Annotated in this window: 17 protein-coding genes; 8 read left to right on the top strand and 9 right to left on the bottom strand. The window is 59.6% G+C overall.

Features of this window, described 5'->3' with window-relative positions:
- Positions 1–78: 78 nt before the first annotated feature.
- Positions 79–1,443, top strand: coding sequence for an MFS transporter (locus ABVR31_RS14210; RefSeq protein WP_315658223.1), 1,365 nt, complete (start codon positions 79–81; stop codon positions 1,441–1,443).
- A gap of 56 nt (positions 1,444–1,499) precedes the next feature.
- Here ABVR31_RS14210 and adhP read toward each other — a convergent pair whose 3' ends face one another.
- Positions 1,500–2,540, bottom strand: a complete 1,041-nt coding sequence (adhP, locus tag ABVR31_RS14215) for an alcohol dehydrogenase AdhP (protein ID WP_021507176.1) — start codon at positions 2,538–2,540, stop codon at positions 1,500–1,502.
- A gap of 30 nt (positions 2,541–2,570) precedes the next feature.
- A complete protein-coding gene (locus ABVR31_RS14220; RefSeq protein WP_021507175.1) occupies positions 2,571–4,091 on the bottom strand; it encodes an aldehyde dehydrogenase family protein in 1,521 nt (506 codons plus the stop codon).
- 261 nt (positions 4,092–4,352) lie between these two features.
- Between ABVR31_RS14220 and ABVR31_RS14225 the strand changes: the two genes are divergently transcribed.
- Complete coding sequence (locus ABVR31_RS14225) at positions 4,353–6,119, top strand: sigma-54-dependent Fis family transcriptional regulator (RefSeq protein ID WP_372773239.1); 1,767 nt, start codon at positions 4,353–4,355, stop codon at positions 6,117–6,119.
- Here the strand turns inward: ABVR31_RS14225 and ABVR31_RS14230 are convergent.
- Positions 6,116–6,607: a YajQ family cyclic di-GMP-binding protein gene (locus tag ABVR31_RS14230; RefSeq protein WP_021507173.1), complete on the bottom strand. Its 492-nt coding sequence runs from the start codon at positions 6,605–6,607 to the stop codon at positions 6,116–6,118. The genes ABVR31_RS14225 and ABVR31_RS14230 overlap by 4 nt on opposite strands.
- 127 nt (positions 6,608–6,734) lie before the next feature.
- Between ABVR31_RS14230 and panE the strand changes: the two genes are divergently transcribed.
- The gene (gene panE, locus ABVR31_RS14235; protein ID WP_372773241.1) at positions 6,735–7,655 is read left to right on the top strand and encodes a 2-dehydropantoate 2-reductase; all 921 of its coding nucleotides are present in this window, start codon (positions 6,735–6,737) and stop codon (positions 7,653–7,655) included.
- Positions 7,609–8,220, top strand: a complete 612-nt coding sequence (gene yajL, locus ABVR31_RS14240; protein WP_058781215.1) for a protein deglycase YajL — start codon at positions 7,609–7,611, stop codon at positions 8,218–8,220. Before panE ends, yajL begins: the two co-directional genes overlap by 47 nt.
- 140 nt (positions 8,221–8,360) lie before the next feature.
- Here yajL and thiI read toward each other — a convergent pair whose 3' ends face one another.
- Positions 8,361–9,809 (bottom strand): tRNA uracil 4-sulfurtransferase ThiI, encoded by a 1,449-nt coding sequence (thiI, locus tag ABVR31_RS14245; protein WP_058757965.1) that lies wholly within the window; start codon positions 9,807–9,809, stop codon positions 8,361–8,363.
- A gap of 234 nt (positions 9,810–10,043) precedes the next feature.
- Between thiI and xseB the strand changes: the two genes are divergently transcribed.
- From xseB to ABVR31_RS14265, 4 genes are all read left to right on the top strand, one after another.
- Positions 10,044–10,286 (top strand): exodeoxyribonuclease VII small subunit, encoded by a 243-nt coding sequence (gene xseB / locus ABVR31_RS14250; RefSeq protein ID WP_372773243.1) that lies wholly within the window; start codon positions 10,044–10,046, stop codon positions 10,284–10,286.
- The gene (gene ispA / locus ABVR31_RS14255) at positions 10,286–11,185 is read left to right on the top strand and encodes a (2E,6E)-farnesyl diphosphate synthase (RefSeq protein ID WP_021507168.1); all 900 of its coding nucleotides are present in this window, start codon (positions 10,286–10,288) and stop codon (positions 11,183–11,185) included. The genes xseB and ispA overlap by 1 nt, the downstream gene beginning before the upstream one ends.
- A gap of 19 nt (positions 11,186–11,204) precedes the next feature.
- The gene (gene dxs, locus ABVR31_RS14260; protein ID WP_150058488.1) at positions 11,205–13,070 is read left to right on the top strand and encodes a 1-deoxy-D-xylulose-5-phosphate synthase; all 1,866 of its coding nucleotides are present in this window, start codon (positions 11,205–11,207) and stop codon (positions 13,068–13,070) included.
- 67 nt (positions 13,071–13,137) lie between these two features.
- Positions 13,138–14,112 carry an aldo/keto reductase gene (locus ABVR31_RS14265; RefSeq protein WP_372773246.1) on the top strand — a complete coding sequence of 325 codons (975 nt, stop codon included), beginning with the start codon at positions 13,138–13,140 and terminating at the stop codon, positions 14,110–14,112.
- A 228-nt stretch (positions 14,113–14,340) separates the two neighbouring features.
- On the opposite strand, the gene ABVR31_RS14270 is transcribed toward ABVR31_RS14265, so the two are convergent.
- The 5 genes from ABVR31_RS14270 to nusB all read right to left on the bottom strand — a co-directional run bounded on the left by ABVR31_RS14270 (position 14,341) and on the right by nusB (position 17,514).
- Entirely contained in the window at positions 14,341–15,138 is a 798-nt protein-coding gene (locus ABVR31_RS14270) for a transposase (RefSeq protein WP_372773248.1), read from the bottom strand.
- A gap of 11 nt (positions 15,139–15,149) precedes the next feature.
- Complete coding sequence (locus ABVR31_RS14275) at positions 15,150–15,467, bottom strand: helix-turn-helix domain-containing protein (protein WP_372773250.1); 318 nt, start codon at positions 15,465–15,467, stop codon at positions 15,150–15,152.
- A gap of 125 nt (positions 15,468–15,592) precedes the next feature.
- Positions 15,593–16,084, bottom strand: coding sequence for a phosphatidylglycerophosphatase A (pgpA, locus tag ABVR31_RS14280; RefSeq protein WP_021507165.1), 492 nt, complete (start codon positions 16,082–16,084; stop codon positions 15,593–15,595).
- Positions 16,071–17,048 carry a thiamine-phosphate kinase gene (gene thiL, locus ABVR31_RS14285; protein WP_021507164.1) on the bottom strand — a complete coding sequence of 326 codons (978 nt, stop codon included), beginning with the start codon at positions 17,046–17,048 and terminating at the stop codon, positions 16,071–16,073. Before thiL ends, pgpA begins: the two co-directional genes overlap by 14 nt.
- Positions 17,049–17,094: 46 nt before the next feature.
- The gene (nusB, locus tag ABVR31_RS14290; RefSeq protein WP_031279648.1) at positions 17,095–17,514 is read right to left on the bottom strand and encodes a transcription antitermination factor NusB; all 420 of its coding nucleotides are present in this window, start codon (positions 17,512–17,514) and stop codon (positions 17,095–17,097) included.
- Between the last annotated feature and the right edge of the window lie 12 nt (positions 17,515–17,526).

Consider the following 17,526-nt stretch of genomic DNA (forward strand, 5'->3'; position numbering starts at 1 on the left):
GTCGGGTCGCAGATAAGGGCGCGCAACCTGTGCCGCTGCAACCTGAAGTCCCAGGGGCATAAACTTACAGAGGTTGGAATGAACGATAATAGAATGACACCAGTTGAGCTTCGGGCAACATGGGGTTTAGGCACAGTTTTTTCCCTGCGCATGCTGGGAATGTTTATGGTCCTGCCGGTACTGACCACTTACGGTATGGCTTTACAGGGCGCCAGCGAAACGTTGATAGGTCTGGCAATTGGTATTTATGGTCTGGCGCAGGCCGTGTTTCAGATCCCCTTTGGTCTGCTGTCCGACCGTATTGGCCGCAAGCCGCTGATTGTCGGTGGCCTGCTGCTGTTTGTGCTCGGTAGCCTTATTGCCGCCACCAGCACCTCCATCTGGGGCATTATCCTTGGTCGCGCGCTGCAAGGATCCGGTGCCATTGCCGCGGCGGTGATGGCGCTGCTGTCAGACCTGACCCGTGAACAGAACCGCACCAAAGCGATGGCGTTTATCGGCATCAGCTTCGGCGTTACCTTTGCGATTGCCATGGTGGTCGGCCCGATTGTCACGCATGCGCTGGGTCTGCACGCGCTGTTCTGGATGATTGCCCTGCTCGCCAGCCTGGGTATTGTGATCACCCTGCTGATAGTGCCCAATGCGCCGGGCCACGTGCTGAACCGCGAATCCGGCATGGTCAAAGGCAGCATTCGCGCGGTGCTGGCCAATCCCAAATTGCTGAAGCTGAATATCGGCATTCTCTGTCTGCACATTTTACTGATGTCGAGCTTCGTCGCGCTGCCGGGCCAGTTTGAACAGGCGGGCTTCCCGGCGGCTGAACACTGGAAAGTGTATCTGGTGACCATGCTGGTGGCGTTTGTCGCCGTGGTGCCGTTTATTATCTATGCCGAGGTAAAACGCCGCATGAAGCGGGTGTTTGTCGGCTGCGTGGCGCTGATCATCATCGCGGAGATTGTGCTGTGGGGCGCCGCAGGCCACTTCTGGACGCTGGTGATTGGCGTGCAGCTGTTTTTCCTTGCCTTTAACCTGATGGAAGCGATTCTGCCGTCGCTGATCAGCAAAGAGTCGCCGGCGGGCTACAAAGGCACGGCCATGGGGATTTATTCCACCAGCCAGTTTATTGGCGTCGCGATTGGCGGCAGCCTGGGCGGCTGGATTTTCGGCCACTTCGATGCGCAAACGGTGTTTCTGGTCGGCGCGATAGTGGCTGCGGCGTGGCTGTTTGTCGCCATGTCGATGCAGGAGCCGCCATACGTCAGCAGCCTGCGCCTGGTGCTGAGTGATGCGGTGCTGGCGGTACCGAATCTGGAGAAGCGGCTGCGCGCGCAGCCCGGCGTGGCGTCAGTGTTTATCGTGCCGGAAGAGAAAAGTGCCTACATTAAAATTGACAGCAAAGTGACGAGCCGCGTGGAGCTGGAGGCGCTGCTCGCCAGCAGTTAATGACTTAGCCACAGCGGACCGCGATGATCTGGCTCCACGCGGTCCGCTCAGCGTCACTACAGCGACATATCCACCACAATACGCCCTTCAATTTTGCCGGCGTGCATGCGCGCAAAGATATCGTTGATATTAGTCAGCGGCTCAACCGCGACATTCGCTTTCACCTTATGGCGACCGGCAAAATCCAGCGCCTCCTGCAGATCTTTACGCGTACCGACAATCGAGCCGCGCACCGTAATGCCATCCAGTACCATGTCGAAGATCGAGAGATCGAATTTCCCCGGCGGCAGGCCGTTAAGCACCATGGTACCGCCGCGACGCAGCGTGCCGATCGCCTGTTCAAACGCTTTTGGCGAGACCGCCGTTACCAGCACGCCGTGCGCACCGCCAAAGCTCTCCTGAAACACCTTCGCCGGATCGACCTGCTTCGCATTGGCAACCACGCTGGCACCGAGCCGTTTGGCAAATGCCAGCTTATCGTCGTCGATATCGACCGCCGCCACGTTGAGCCCCATCGCCACCGCATACTGAATAGCCATATGCCCCAGCCCGCCGATGCCGGAAACCACCACCCAGTCACCCGGTTTGGTATCGGTCATCTTCAGGCCTTTGTAGACGGTTACGCCGGCACACAGAATCGGTGCCACTTCATTAAACTCAACGTTATCCGGAATGATGCCGACGTAGTTGGCATCCGCCAGGCAGTACTCGGCAAAGCTGCCGTTGACCGAATAGCCGGCATTCTGCTGCGACAGACACAGCGTCTCCCAGCTGTCGAGGCAGTGCTCGCAGTGGCCACACGCCGAGTAAAGCCACGGCACACCGACGCGATCGCCCAGTTTGAGATGTTTCACCCCTTCGCCAATGGCCACCACCTGCCCGACGCCTTCATGGCCGGGAATAAACGGCGGATTGGGCTTGATCGGCCAGTCGCCTTCGGCGGCGTGCAGGTCGGTGTGGCACACGCCGGTGGCGGCGATTTTCACCAGAATCTGTCCTGGCCCAACGGACGGCACCGGCACCTGCTCAATCACCAGCGGTTCACCAAAAGCCTTCACAATCGCGGCTTTCATGGTGGTTTTGATTTGCATATTCATCTTTCACTCTCCATTTGAACGGATGCAGACTCAGAACAGCCCCAGTGGCGCTGTGCCATAGCTGACCAGCAGATTTTTGGTTTGCTGATAGGCGCTGAGCGCCATTTTGTGGGTCTCACGCCCGACGCCCGACTGCTTGTAGCCACCGAATGCCGCATGGGCGGGATAGATGTGATAGCAGTTGGTCCAGACGCGACCGGCTTTAATGCCGCGACCCATGCGATACGCCAGATTGGTATCGCGCGTCCACACGCCCGCGCCCAGACCAAACTGGGTTTCATTGGCGATCGCGAGCGCCTCTGCCTCATCGTGGAATGTGGTGACGCCAATCACTGGCCCAAAAATCTCCTCCTGGAAACAGCGCATCTGGTTGCTGCCCTTGATCAGGGTGGGCTGGATATAGAATCCGTTATCCAGCTCCGCGGCGATATGCGCACGCTCGCCCCCTGTCAGAATCTGACCGCCTTCTTCACGGGCGATGTTGATATAGGACAGGATTTTATCGAATTGCTGGCGCGAAGCCTGAGCCCCGATCATGGTGTCGGTATCGAGCGGATCGCCACGGCGAATGGTGGCAACCTTGGCCAGCACCCGCTCCATAAAGGGCTGGTAGATCGATTCATGAATCAACGCGCGCGAAGGACAGGTACAGACTTCACCCTGATTAAAGAAGCCCAGCACCAGCCCCTCGACCGCTTTCTCGATGAACGCCTCTTCGCCCGACATCACATCCGCGAAGTAGATGTTGGGTGATTTGCCGCCCAGCTCGACGGTGCAGGGAATGATATTCTCCGCCGCACAGGCCATGATATGCCGCCCGACCGGCGTGGATCCGGTAAAGGCAATTTTAGCGATGCGCTTGCTGGTGGCCAGCGCTTCGCCGGCTTCGCGGCCAAAGCCCTGCACTACATTCAGCACGCCCGGTGGGAACAGATCGCCAATCAGCTCCATCAGCAGCGTAATACCAAGCGGCGTCTGCTCAGCCGGTTTCAGCACCACGCAGTTACCGGCGGCCAGCGCCGGTGCCAGCTTCCACGCCGCCATGAGCAGCGGGAAATTCCACGGGATGATCTGTCCGACTACGCCGAGCGGCTCGTGGAAGTGATAGGCCACCGTGGTTTCGTCGATCTCAGCGGTGCTGCCCTCCTGCGCGCGCAGGCAGCCGGCAAAGTAGCGAAAATGGTCGACCGCCAGCGGCAGATCGGCGTTGAGCGTCTCGCGAATCGGTTTACCGTTATCCCAGCTCTCCGCTACCGCCAGCTTCTCAAGACTGGCTTCCATGCGATCGGCCACCTGCAGCAGCAGGTTGGCGCGCTGCTGTACGCTGGTTTTGCCCCACGCATCCGCAGCCTGATGCGCGGCATCCAGCGCCAGATCAATGTCGCGCGCGTCGGAGCGCGGGAACTGAGCGATATCGCTGCCGTCTACCGGCGAGGTGTTCATAAAGTACTGGCCGCTCAGCGGCTCGGTGAAGTTGCCGGCGATATAGTTGCCGTAGGTCGCCTGGAAAGAGACCAGCGCGCCGGGCGTGCCGGGATGTGCATAACGCATCGCAAACTCCTTATTATCAGGTCAGAGGGTCTGAACAGGCAGCGCAACTGCCTGTGTTGGTATTGCAGCGCGCGTGCCAGTTTTTTCTCATCAGGCGGAAAAGCAATAAATTCGTTATTTATCAATCAAATAAAATCACCCCCTGCCAGCAACCCTGCCAGTTCTCCAGGACAAACGCGGTATCTGTGTTGCGTATCGCAACAGTGCAGAAACCCGAACGCTACAATGTTGCAACACTTACACGCCGTTCTGAGGTCACTCATGCAGGGAAATTCAGCCGCGTCTGCCGTGCACGCCAACCCGCTGTTAAGCGACTCCTGGTTCCGCAGCCAGCTGTATGGATTAGAGCGCAGCGCCGACGATTTCCCGCGCGTGCGTCAGGGCGAGCTGGCCGATGTGCTGGCCAGCAACGCCGGGCTGCAGCAGTTTGCGCAGCCGGTCATCCGCCAGTTGGCGCAGCAGATGGCGGAGACGCAGTCGGTGGTGATCCTGTCCGATGCCAGCGGGCTGGTGCTGAACACCTTTGGCGATATGCAGGCGCTGGAGAAAGCCCAGCGCTTTGCCCTGGCTCCCGGTAATCTGTGGAGTGAATGCGGACGCGGCACCAATGCGATTGGCACCGCGCTGGCGATTGATGACGGCTGTGAAATTGATGGTCAGCAGCATTTCCTGACGCGCAATCAGGGTCTGTACTGCGCCGCGATGCCGTTGCAGATGCCCAACGGACAGATAGCTGGCGTGCTGGATATCTCGGGGCCGGCACACTTTCCGCATCCGCATACCCTGAACCGGGTGAAAGCAGCGGCAAAGCAGATCGAGTACCTGTGGGTGAAGCAGAGCCTGCATCCGCAGCAGTGGCTGCTCAGTCTGCATCCGCAGCCGCAGGGCATCGACACCAGTGATGAACTGCTGCTGGTATTCTCTGACAATGTGCTGACCGCAGCCAACCGGCTGGCGATGCGCGAACTGGCTCTCAGCGCCGACCGCTTTGCCAGCCTGACGTTTCAGCAGCTGTTTCCGCAACTGCAGCAGCAGGCCAACAGCGTTCCCGCCGCGGTCGACATTGGCACGCAGCGCTACTGGTTCCGCCTGCGCGCGCCGCAGCGCAGCCACGTCAGCGTGCCGGACAGTTGCACGCAAGATCTGCCGCGCGTGCTGGGAGCTGACGGCGCAAAAATGCTGCGCTTGCTGGATGCCGGCGTTTCGCTGTGCATTTATGGTGAAACCGGCAGCGGCAAGGAGTATGTCAGCCGCGCGCTGCACCAGCAAAGCCGGTGGCGCACGGGCAAGTTTGTCGCCATCAACTGTGCCGCCATCCCCGAAGCGCTGATTGAATCCGAACTGTTTGGCTACCAGCCCGGCGCATTTACCGGCGCCAGTAAAAATGGCTACATCGGCAAAATTCGCGAAGCAGATGGCGGCGTGCTGTTTCTGGATGAAATCGGTGATATGCCGCTGACGCTGCAGACCCGTTTGCTGCGCGTGCTGCAGGAAAAAGAGGTGGCGCCACTCGGCTCCAGTCGCAGCTGGCCGGTGAATTTTGCCGTGATTTGCGCCACGCATCGCGATCTGGCCCAGCGCGTGACCGCCGGCGAATTTCGTGAAGATTTGCTCTATCGTCTGCAGGAGTTCGCCCTGACCCTTCCGCCGCTGCGCGCCTGGCCGAACGTCGCCGGGTTTATCCGCGATTTATGGCAGGAACTGGGAGCCGCGCAGCGTGGCGTACAGCTGTCTCAGGCGCTGCTGACGGCGCTGGCGCAGCAGCCGTGGCCGGGCAATGTGCGCCAGCTACGTAGTCTGCTGCGCGTGCTGCTGGCGCTCGCCGATGAGGGCGAAACGCTGACGGAAAGTCACTTGCCGACAGAGTATCGCCGCCCACCAGCCCCGCCGCTGCGCGAACGCCACGATGAACAGCTGATCAGTGAAACGCTGCAGCGCTATGACGGCAATATCAGTAAAGCGGCGCAGGCGCTGGGGGTCGCGCGCAGCACGCTGTATCGTCGTGCGGCACGCGACAGAGGGGATTAATCGCGGAAGTTTTTGAACTGGAACGGCTGACCCAGGTTGCCACCGCGCACCAGCGCCATCGCACCCTGCAGATCGTCGCGGGATTTACCGGTGACGCGCAGCTCTTCACCCTGAATCTGCGTCTGCACTTTCAGTTTGCTGTCTTTGATCAGCTTAACGATTTTCTTCGCGACATCGCTTTCGATGCCTTTTTTCAGCTTCGCTTCAACGCTCCAGCTTTTACCGCTGTGCACAATCTCTTCCGGTACTTCAATCGCCGCGCCTTCAATGCCGCGCTTCAGCAGCTTTTCACGCAGAATATCCACCAGCTGCTTCACCTGAAAATCCGATTCGCTGGTGACTTTGATGGTCTCATTCTTTTCGTTGAGCTCAAAGCTGGCGCTCACGTTGCGGAAATCGAAACGGGTTGAGATCTCACGGTTGGCATTCTCCACCGCATTACGCACTTCCGGCAGTTCGACTTCGGAAACGATATCGAAAGATGGCATCTTTTCTTCTCCTGATACTAAAGTGACATGCATAATACGCGTCTTGTCGCGCTAATAAAACACGCGACGCGGAAAGCTATAATTAAGGGTGTGACACCCATTCACCCACCCGCCAGCGGGAGGCATAATGAAAATTACCGTGTTGGGTTGCGGCGCCCTGGGGCAAATCTGGCTCGCGGCCCTTGCACGCCAGGGACATGAGGTTCAGGGCTGGCTGCGCGTACCGCAGCCATACTGTTCGGTCAACGTGGTCGATCCGCAGGGCCACGTCAGCAATCACACCTTCATCGCTAACGATCCGCTGTTTCTGGCCGAAAGCCAGCTGCTACTGGTGACCCTGAAAGCGCCACAGGTTTCCCCTGCGGTGAAAAACCTGCAAAGCGTGCTGCCGCGCCACGCGCCGATCCTGCTGCTGCACAACGGCATGGGTACGATCGAAGAGCTGAAAGAAGTGCAGCAGCCGCTGCTGCGCGGCATCACCACGCACGCGGCGATGCGCGACGGCACGGTGATTAAACATGTCGCGCAGGGCATCACCCATATCGGGCCTGCCAGCCGCGAAAGCGCGGCGCTGAGCGATATCGCCGATATTCTGCATCAGGCGCTGCCGGACGTGGCGTGGCACGATAACATCGCGTCTGCCAGCTGGCGCAAGCTGGCAGTTAACTGCGTGATCAACACGCTGACGGTTGAGCACGACTGCCAGAACGGCGCGCTGCGCACCTGGCCGGAGCAGATTAACCGGCTGTGCGAGGAGCTGGCCTGGGTGATGGAGCGCGAGGGCCAGCACATTGCGCTGGATAACCTGCGCGACATTATTTACGACGTCATCGACAGCACCGCCGCCAACGTCTCCTCAATGCTGCAGGATGTGCGTGCACAGCGTCAGACTGAAATTGATTACATTACCGGCTACCTGCTGCGGCGCGCCCGTGCGCAGGGGATTGCACTGCCGGAAAACACCCGCCTGTACGACCTGATTAAACGCAAGGAGTCCCAATATGAGCGCGAACGCATCAGTGCTGGTTTGCCTGGCCCATGGCAGTGAAGAGACCGAAGCGGTCACCACCATTGACCTGCTGGTCCGCGCCGGCCTGAAGGTGACCACCGCCAGCGTGGAGAGCGACGGCACGCGCGAGATTGTCTGCTCCCGCGGCGTACGCCTGCTGGCTGACGCACCGCTGGTTGAAGTGGCGGATAACGATTTTGCCGCCATCGTCCTGCCGGGCGGCCTCAAAGGCGCTGAAACCTTCCGCGACAGCCCGCTGCTGGTGGAGACGGTACGCCAGTGTCATCTGTCAGGCAAAATTGTGGCGGCGATCTGTGCCGCGCCGGGCACGGTACTGGTACCGCATGACCTGTTTCCGGTGGGCAATATGACCGGTTTTCCCGGCCTGAAGCACACCATTCCGGAGGAGAAATGGATGGAGCGCCGCGTGGTGTGGGATCCGCGCGTTAATCTGCTGACCAGCCAGGGGCCGGGCACGGCGATCGATTTTGCCCTGAAGCTGATTGATCTGCTGGTGGATAAAGAGCAAGCGCGTGAAGTCGCATCACAGCTGGTGCTGGCGGCAGGGATTTATAATTATCAGGAATTTGAAGAGCGCGCATAAAAAAGGTCGCCATCAATGGCGACCTCACGGGATCAGCGCACATTTTTATTCGTCGCGGTGATTACAGGGTGCGCATTCCTGCGCACCGGGTTTTGCCCATGCACCCGAAATCAGGCGCGCCAGGCTTAACTCCCCCGCGATTACGGACGGTACACCTTCACGTTCTTAAAGCCCTGCTCGTGCAGATACAACGCCTGCAACCGGCTCATCACGCCGCGATCGCAGTACAGCAACCAGGTTCTGCTCTGATCGAGATCGCCGAACTGAGTGCTCAGCTTATAGAACGGCAGCGATTTCACTTCCACGCCGGTCAGCGCCAGCGGCTTGTCGTCCTGTTCATCAATTGAACGGATATCCAGCACCACATCGTTGCCGCTGAATGACGCCACGGTTTCCACTTCCACCACTTCGTCTTCCGTCTGCTCCGCGATTTCACGGATATCGACGTTGCTGGCTTCCTGCACCACGCGCTGCAGAATGTCGAAATCGAAGTTCTGCTCTTCGGCTTCGATCTTCGCCTTCACCGCCTTCACCGTGGGGCTTTTCGAAATCACGCCGCAGTACTCCGGCATGGTGCGGGCAAAGTCTTCGGTGCCGATCTGACGCGCAATATTGATGATGTGCTCTTTATCGTGCGAGATCAGCGGGCGCAGAATCAGCGTGTCGGACGCGTTATCAATCAAACGCAGGTTAGTCAGCGTCTGGCTGGAGACCTGGCCCAGCGCCTCACCGGTCACCAGCGCCTGCACGCCGTAACGCTCAGCCACCATCGATGCCGCACGTACCATCATGCGCTTCAGCACCACGCCCATCTGGCCGTCATCAACTTTTTCCAGAATCTCGCCCACCACCGGCTCAAAATTGATGGCGACAAAACGCACGCGATGTGAACGGCCAAAACGCTGCCACAGATAGTGCGCCACCTGACGCACGCCGATTTCATGCGCCGCGCCGCCAAGGTTAAAGAAGCAGTAGTGCACGCGACAGCCGCGGCGCATCAGCATATAGCTGGAGACGCCGGAGTCAAAGCCGCCGGAAATCAGCGACAGCACATCTTCCTGGGTGCCGATCGGGAAGCCGCCCAGGCCTTCATAGCGGCCGGTAATCAGCAGCAGGCGATCATCTTCAATCTCCAGATTCACCGTCACATCCGGGTGATTCAGCTGCACGCGCGCGCTTTCAATGTGCTGATTGAGACCGCCGCCGACGTAGCGCTCCACATCCTGCGAGCTAAAGCTGTGCTTGCCGCGACGCTTCACGCGCACGCAGAAGCTCTTGCCTTCCAGCCGCTCGCGGTTGAGCGCCAGCGTCTGCTCGAAGATATCGTGCATGTCGGTATAGGCGCGGTCTTCGACCGCCAGCACATGGTGGATACCGGGAATGCGCGTCAGCTCTTCCGTGACGGTGGCACGCAGCGCTTCCTTCTTCGCGCGCACTTCGATGTGATCCCAGTGGCGCACCACGGCGATCTCTTCGTCGAGGGTGCGCAGGGTATTACGGATGTTACCGGTCAGAATTTTGATAAAGCGCAGGCGCACCGACTGACTTTTGATGGTGATTTCAGGGAAGAGCTTGATGATAAACTTCATGGCGACACAGCTTCGTTGGGCAAATAAGTGCTAAAATCATCAACACTTAGCTGGTAAAATCATATAATTGCGGGTTGGCATCAGCCACCGCATCCGAGGCGCGCAAGTATATCACCTTTGTCGGGTGACTGCTGTAAGCAACCTTCGCCGCATTGATTATTTTGCTAATCAATGCCCGTCGGCTACCATGACCGATTGCAACATAATGTCCCAACCTGTGAGTCGACACTGATTATGCCGAAAAAAGCCGAAGCGCCCGTGAGTTTTGAAAACGCACTGCAGCAGCTGGAACAGATTGTCAGCCGTCTGGAGAGTGGCGAACTGCCGCTGGAAGAGGCGCTGAATGAATTCGAGCGCGGCGTACAGCTGGCACGCAGCGGCCAGCAAATCCTGCAGGCGGCGGAACAGCGCGTGCAGATTCTGCTGAGCGACGACAAAGACGCCCCGCTCACCCCTTTCACGCCGGAAAATGAGTAATGGATTTCGTGCAACTGCAGCGTGCCTACCATGAGCGCGTGAACCAGGCGTTGACGCGCTTAATAGATCCACTTCCTTTTCAGAGTTCTCCTCTGGTGAACGCCATGCAATATGGGGCACTATTAGGCGGTAAGCGCCTGCGCCCGTTTCTGGTGTATGCCACTGGCGAGATGCTGCGCGCCGAGGCGGCCAGCCTGGATGCCCCCGCCGCAGCGGTGGAGTGCATTCACGCTTACTCATTGATTCATGATGACCTGCCGGCGATGGACGACGATGCGTTACGTCGCGGGCAGCCAACCTGCCATATCAAATATGGCGAAGACACGGCGATTCTGGCCGGCGATGCCCTGCAAACCCTGGCGTTTACCATTCTTGCGGACCAGCCGATGCCCGGCGTAAGCCCGCAGGATCGCATTGCCATGATTTCCGAACTGGCGCAGGCCAGCGGCGTGGCCGGCATGTGCGGTGGCCAGGCGCTGGATTTAGCCGCCGAAGGCCAATCCGTGGACCTGAACCAGCTGGAGCAGATCCATCGCCACAAAACCGGTGCGCTGATCCGCGCCGCCGTGCGTCTCGGCGCCCTCACAGCAGGTGCAGCGGGCCGCGATGCGCTGCCGCAGCTGGATATCTACGCCAACGCCATCGGACTGGCGTTTCAGGTGCAGGATGACATCCTTGATGTGGTCGGCGATACCGCCGTTCTGGGCAAAACCCAGGGAGCCGATCAGGCGCTGGGGAAAAGTACTTACCCGGCGCTGCTGGGACTGGATAACGCGCGGGCCAAAGCGCAGGATCTCTATCGCGAAGCACTGGGCGCGCTGGAGGTGCTGGCGGCACAGTCGTATGACACGTCCGCTCTGCAGGCGCTGGCCAGCTTTATAATTGAACGCGATAAATAACTTATATAATGAGTCTCTGATGAGTTTTGATATTGCAAAATACCCGACACTGGCGTTAGCAGGCACGGTTCAGGAATTACGTTTACTGCCTAAAGAAAAACTTCCGGACCTGTGCGACGAGCTGCGTCAGTACCTGCTGGACAGCGTGAGCCGCTCGTCCGGCCACTTTGCTTCGGGTCTGGGCGTCGTCGAGCTGACCGTCGCGTTGCATTATGTGTACAACACCCCGTTTGACCATCTGGTGTGGGACGTCGGCCATCAGGCCTATCCGCACAAGATTCTGACCGGCCGCCGCGACCGTATCGGCACTATCCGTCAGAAAAATGGCCTGCACCCGTTCCCGTGGCGCGGCGAAAGCGAATATGACGTGCTGAGCGTGGGCCACTCGTCGACGTCCATCAGCGCCGGTCTCGGCATGGCCGTGGCCGCCGAACGCGAAGGCAAAGGTCGTCGCACCGCCTGCATTATTGGCGACGGCGCGATTACCGCGGGCATGGCGTTTGAAGCCATGAACCACGCCGGTGATATCAAGCCGGACATGCTGGTGATTCTCAATGACAACGAGATGTCGATCTCTGAGAACGTAGGTGCGCTGAACAATCGCCTGGCGCAGATTCTCTCGGGGAAAACCTATTCACGCCTGCGCGAAGGCGGCAAGCGCGTGCTGGGCGGCCTGCCGCCGATCAAAGAGCTGGTGAAGCGCACCGAAGAGCACCTGAAAGGCATGGTGGTGCCGGGCACGCTGTTTGAGGAGCTGGGCTTTAACTATATCGGTCCGGTCGACGGTCACGATGTGCTGACGCTGGTTAGCACGCTGAAGAATATGCGCGATCTGAAAGGGCCGCAGTTCCTGCACATCATGACCAAAAAGGGCAAGGGCTACGCGCCGGCGGAAGAGGATCCGATAACCTGGCACGCGGTGCCGAAATTCGATCCGGCCAGCGGCTCGCTGCCGAAAAGCGCGCCGGGCCTGCCGAGCTACTCGAAAATTTTTGGTAACTGGCTGAGCGAGATGGCCGCCGACGATGCGCGGCTGATGGCGGTGACGCCGGCCATGCGCGAAGGCTCCGGCATGGTGAGCTACTCGCGTGATTATCCGCAGCAGTATTTTGACGTGGCGATCGCCGAGCAGCATGCGGTGACGTTCGCCGCAGGCATGGCCATCGGCGGTTACAAGCCGGTGGTGGCGATTTACTCCACCTTCCTGCAGCGCGCCTACGATCAGGTGATTCACGACGTGGCAATTCAGCAATTGCCGGTACTGTTTGCTATCGATCGCGGCGGTATCGTGGGTGCCGACGGCCAGACGCACCAGGGGGCGTTTGATATCGCCTATCTGCGCTGCGTGCCGGGCATGGTGATCATGACGCCAAGCGATGAAAACGAGTGCCGTCAGATGCTTTACACCGGCTACCACTATCAGGATGGCCCGAGCGCGGTGCGCTATCCGCGCGGCACCGGCACCGGCGCCACGCTGGAACCGCTGGCCAGCCTGCCGCTTGGCAAAGGGATCATCCGGCGTCGCGGCGAGCAGCTGGCCATCCTCAACTTTGGTACTCTGCTGCCGGAAGCGCAGGCCGCCGCCGACGCGCTCAACGCCACGCTGGTCGACATGCGCTTTGTTAAGCCGCTGGATGAAGCCCTGATTAGCGAGCTGGCGGCCAGCCACGACGCGCTGGTTACGCTGGAAGAAGGCGCGATCAAAGGCGGTGCCGGCAGCGGCGTCAACGAATACGTGATGGCGAAACGCCTGCGCGTGCCGGTGCTTAACCTCGGCCTGCCGGATGAGTTTATTCCGCAGGGAACGCAGGAAGAAGTGCGTCAGGATTATCAGTTGGACGCCGCAGGCATCCAGCAGCAAATCGCCGCCTGGCTGGCGCAGTAACCGCCCTTCCCCGCTCCTGCTGCTATGCTTGAGGGTAAAACCCCACGCATAAGAGCAGGAGCCCTTCATGAAAACCGTTCGTTTAGGCCAGACCGATCTGCAGGTTTCACGTCTCTGTTTAGGCTGTATGACCTATGGCGATCCGCTGCGCGGTAACCACGCCTGGACGCTGCCGGAAGAGAGCAGCCGACCGCTGATTAAGCAGGCGCTGGACGCGGGCATCAACTTCTTCGACACCGCTAACAGCTACTCCGACGGCAGCAGTGAGGAGATCCTCGGCCGCGCGCTCAAAGATTATGCGCAGCGCGATCGGGTGGTGGTGGCGACCAAAGTCTACTTTCCGCTGAGCAACCTGTCGCAGGGGCTGTCGCGCACCAATATTCAGCAGTCGATTGATGACAGCCTGACGCGGCTTGGCATGGAGTATGTCGATCTGCTGCAGATTCATCGCTGGGATTACGCCACGCCGATTGAAGAGACGCTGGAAGCGCTCGATCAGGTAGTGCGGTCAGGCAAAGCGCGTTACATCGGGGCTTCTTCGATGCATGCCACACAGTTTGCGCAGGCGCTGCAGTTACAGCAGCAGCATGGCTGGGCGCGTTTTGTCAGTATGCAGGATCAGTACAACCTGATTCAGCGCGAAGAAGAGAAGGAGATGCATCCGCTGTGCCAGCGCGAAGGCATCGCGGTGCTGCCGTGGAGCCCGCTGGCGCGCGGTAAGCTGACGCGTCCGTGGGGAGAAACCACTGCGCGTTCGGTGTCGGATAACGTGATGGAAAAACTCTATACCGGCACCGAAGAGAATGACGCGGCCATTGCGCAACGGCTGGCAACGGTGGCTGCGGACAAAGGCGTAACGCGCGCGCAGGTGGCGCTGGCGTGGCTGCTGCATAAGCCGGTGGTTACCGCGCCGATTATTGGTGCCTCGCGCGAGCAGCAGTTTGCCGAACTGGTGAAAGCCGTGGACGTGGAGCTGAGTTCAACCGATATCGCCGAGCTGGAGAGCGTCTACCAACCGCATCCGGTGGTGGGATTCGAGTAACGGTCCAGTCAGGTCGCCTTCAGGGCGACCTGATGTCACAGGCAGCGCATGCATGGCGACCTGCCTGTGGTCTACGCATTCATACGACCTGCCTGCGGGCTACGCATTCCTGGCGATCTGCCTGCGGCAACGCATTCATGGCAACGCTTTTTGTAGGGTGCGCATTCAGGTACGACCGGGCACATGGGTAACAGATCAGACCGGGCACACAGGTAACACTTTTTGTGGTCAGTCGATCCGGATAATACGCTTTTCTGCCCGGTCATAATACGCAAGGATGAGCCTGTCGAAGAGGATGACGTCAATGCCGTCGTCCACTTCCAGGAACCGCACGTATTCCCCCCGTAACGCCGCGCTCAGGAAGGTTCGCCCGTTCAGCCTCAGGTCGCCTTTTTCACCGACTTTGTACAGCTTCGCCCCCTCCGGATAGCCCACCTCCGGCACTTTTCCGTCCCATTTCCGCGGTGAAGGCGTCCATATTTTCGCGGGCGGCTGCTGCCCGTGCGCCTCATGCGGCTTTTCCTGATTGAACTCGTTCCGCCATCCGCTGCACCACGCCTGCTGCTCCGGCAGCGAGCCAAAGACGTCGTGGTGGCTCATGGCGACCTTCAGCGACCGGTGCATCCGCTCGTGGCGGGCGTTCTGCCCCGGACAGCCCGGCGCGGTTCTTTCCGGCTGTATCCCCAGCTTTATCAGCCACACGCTCAGCTGCGTCAGCGCGAGAATGCCCGGCGCAACGAAGGGCGAGCCGTTGTCGGTGCGGATAACGTCGGGCAGCCCGCCTTCCAGGAAGGCCCTTTCCATGCAGCCGCGCACGAACACCGTGGTCTCCGACGTGCCCGGCTCGCAGGACAGCAGGTAGCGGCTGTGGTTATCGGTAAGCGTGAAGGGGCGGCACCAGCTGCCGTCTTTCAGGCGGAAGCGCCCTTTAAAATCAGCGCTCCAGACGTGGTTATTCCTCACGGGCGTCGTGAGGCTGCGCAGGTTGCCCGGCGTTCGCTTGCGCGGCGTCCGCGGCTGAACCATTCCCGCCGCCTTCAGCAGGTCGCCGATGGTGCTGGCGGCAGGGACGCTGAAGTCAGCGCCGTTGCTGAGGAACCAGTGGCGGATTTTTTTGGCCCCCAGTCGGGGTGCTGCTGGCGGAACTGAACGAGGCGCGCGGTGATGTCGGGGGCGATTTTATCGGGCTGGAGATGGCGGGCGCGGGAGAGATTTTCAAGCGAGGAGAGCTCGCCGGGGTTAAAGCGGCTGAGCCACTTGTAGCCGGTTTTGCGGCTGATGCCGTGGCGGTGACACAGCTGCGTCATGGATTCCCCGCCTGCCTGGCAGGCGAGGATGAATTCAAGGCGTTGCATGGTAACAGTCTCAGTCCAGGGCATAGTGAGTCTCCTCTGCTATGCCGTTTATAACTGTTACCCATGTGCCCGGTCTAAAGTGTTACCTATGTGGCCGGTTTGTACCTTCATGCGCACCTGGCGCATTAAAGCACCAGCCCCAGGCCATACAAAATCGCCGCTGAAATGACCCCGGCGATAATGTCATCGACCATAATGCCCATGCCGCCGTGCACGTTACGGTCGAACCAGCGAATCGGCCACGGCTTCCACATGTCGAAAATACGGAAAATCACAAAGCCGGCCAGCACCCATTGCCAGCTCATCGCCGGTATCGCCATCAGCGTAATCCACATGCCGATGAACTCATCCCACACGATGCTGCCATGGTCGTGCACGCCCATATCACGCGCGGTGCGGTGACACAGGTAGACACCCACGCTGATGCCAATCAGCACCAGCAGCGAATACAGCTGCAGCGGCAGCAGCGTCATCAGCCACCAGAAGGGAATGGCGGCAATTGAACCGGCGGTGCCGGGCATAATCGGGCTCAGGCCGCTGCCAAAACCGGTCGCCAGCAGGTGCCACGGATTGGCCATGCGCAGACGGCTTTTGGCCACATCTTTATTTAGCGTCAAAGTGATCAAATCCCTTGTGATGGAAACTGCGCGGCTTGCCGTTCTCCAGCAGCGTCAGCCCTTCTGCTTCCGGCGCGATCTGGCCGATGCAGGTATACGCCACGCCAAGATGGCCCAGCGCCACATCCAGTGCACCACGATTGACTTCCGGCACGGTAAAGCACAGCTCATAATCCTCACCCCCGCTCAGCGCCCAGCGCAGCACCTGTTCCGGCTCGAAGTGATCGCGCAACGCAGCCGACAGCGGCAGCGCATCCAGATTGATGCGGGCACCCACGCGGCTGGCGGTGAGAATGTGGCCGAGATCGGAGATCAGGCCATCGGACAGATCGATGGCTGACGTCGCCAGATTGCGCAGCGCCTGGCCCTGCAGCACGCGCGGCATCGGGCGCAGATGGCGCTTGATTAGCACTTCATGCACCGCCGGATCGTTCAGGCGATGATGGTGCTGCAGCAGCGACAGACCAGCAGCGCTGTCGCCCAGCGTGCCGGTGACAAAAATCCAGTCACCCGGTTTAGCCCCGGCGCGCTTCAGCGCACGGCCGGCCGGCACCAGGCCATGAATGCCCAGCGTCAGGCTGAGCGGCCCGCGCGTGGTATCGCCGCCGATCAGCTGCATATCGTAATAATCCAGCAGCTCAAACAGGCTGTCGCTGAACGCGGCCAGCCAGGGTTCATCTACCTCAGGCAACGTCAACGCCAGCGTTAACCATGCCGGATCGGCGCCCATCGCCGCCAGGTCGCTCAGGTTAACCGCCAGCGCTTTGTAGCCGAGATCGGCCGGATGGATATCACGTAAGAAATGCACGCCCGCCACCAGCGTATCGGTGCTGATGGCCAGCGTCTGTTTTTCCGGCACGTTAAGTAACGCACAGTCGTCACCAATTCCCTTCTCCACATCGCGGCGGGAGCTGGTGACGCGGTTAAAATAACGTGCGATCAGTTCGAATTCACCACAGGACATAAGTCAGGTCTCAATGAAAAAAGGCCGGTGAGCCGGCCTTTTGCACTTATTTTTTGTTCGGTCGAATTTGCGGAGCGGCTTTATCCAGCACGCCGTTAACAAATTTATGGCTGTCTTCAGCACCAAACACTTTAGCCAGTTCGATACCTTCGTTGATCGCCACTTTGTACGGCACATCGTCACGCTTGCTCAGTTCATAGAGCGAAATGCGCAGGATGGCTTTTTCTACCTGGCCCAGCTCTTCCAGCTGGCGCGACAGGTAAGGCTTCATCAGGCCGTCCAGGAACGCGCTGTTGGTCGCCACACCGGCCAGCAGTTCGCGGAAATAGCTAATATCGACGTCTTTGACGTCTTGTTCCGCCAGAAACTGGTATTCCACATCGGCAATGTCGTTGTTAGACAACTGCCAGGAGTAAAGCGCCTGGACAGCGCACTCACGGGCGCGACGACGAGCAGCAGGTTTCACAAAATTCCCCTT

Source organism: Pantoea sp. WEP, assembly GCF_041678305.1.
GTDB lineage: Bacteria > Pseudomonadota > Gammaproteobacteria > Enterobacterales > Enterobacteriaceae > Pantoea > Pantoea dispersa.

Excerpts from the sequence above, each read along its gene's own strand:
- yajL (WP_058781215.1), top strand. The coding sequence starts at position 7,609 with ATGAGCGCGAACGCATCAGTGCTGGTTTGCCTGGCCCATGGCAGTGAA.
- thiL (WP_021507164.1), bottom strand. The coding sequence starts at position 17,048 with ATGTCCTGTGGTGAATTCGAACTGATCGCACGTTATTTTAACCGCGTC.
- ABVR31_RS14210 (WP_315658223.1), top strand. The coding sequence starts at position 79 with ATGAACGATAATAGAATGACACCAGTTGAGCTTCGGGCAACATGGGGT.
- ABVR31_RS14265 (WP_372773246.1), top strand. The coding sequence starts at position 13,138 with ATGAAAACCGTTCGTTTAGGCCAGACCGATCTGCAGGTTTCACGTCTC.
- ABVR31_RS14275 (WP_372773250.1), bottom strand. The coding sequence starts at position 15,467 with ATGCAACGCCTTGAATTCATCCTCGCCTGCCAGGCAGGCGGGGAATCC.
- thiI (WP_058757965.1), bottom strand. The coding sequence starts at position 9,809 with ATGAAGTTTATCATCAAGCTCTTCCCTGAAATCACCATCAAAAGTCAG.
- xseB (WP_372773243.1), top strand. The coding sequence starts at position 10,044 with ATGCCGAAAAAAGCCGAAGCGCCCGTGAGTTTTGAAAACGCACTGCAG.
- panE (WP_372773241.1), top strand. The coding sequence starts at position 6,735 with ATGAAAATTACCGTGTTGGGTTGCGGCGCCCTGGGGCAAATCTGGCTC.
- ispA (WP_021507168.1), top strand. The coding sequence starts at position 10,286 with ATGGATTTCGTGCAACTGCAGCGTGCCTACCATGAGCGCGTGAACCAG.
- ABVR31_RS14225 (WP_372773239.1), top strand. The coding sequence starts at position 4,353 with ATGCAGGGAAATTCAGCCGCGTCTGCCGTGCACGCCAACCCGCTGTTA.
- ABVR31_RS14220 (WP_021507175.1), bottom strand. The coding sequence starts at position 4,091 with ATGCGTTATGCACATCCCGGCACGCCCGGCGCGCTGGTCTCTTTCCAG.
- dxs (WP_150058488.1), top strand. The coding sequence starts at position 11,205 with ATGAGTTTTGATATTGCAAAATACCCGACACTGGCGTTAGCAGGCACG.
- ABVR31_RS14230 (WP_021507173.1), bottom strand. The coding sequence starts at position 6,607 with ATGCCATCTTTCGATATCGTTTCCGAAGTCGAACTGCCGGAAGTGCGT.
- adhP (WP_021507176.1), bottom strand. The coding sequence starts at position 2,540 with ATGAATATGCAAATCAAAACCACCATGAAAGCCGCGATTGTGAAGGCT.
- ABVR31_RS14270 (WP_372773248.1), bottom strand. The coding sequence starts at position 15,138 with ATGGTTCAGCCGCGGACGCCGCGCAAGCGAACGCCGGGCAACCTGCGC.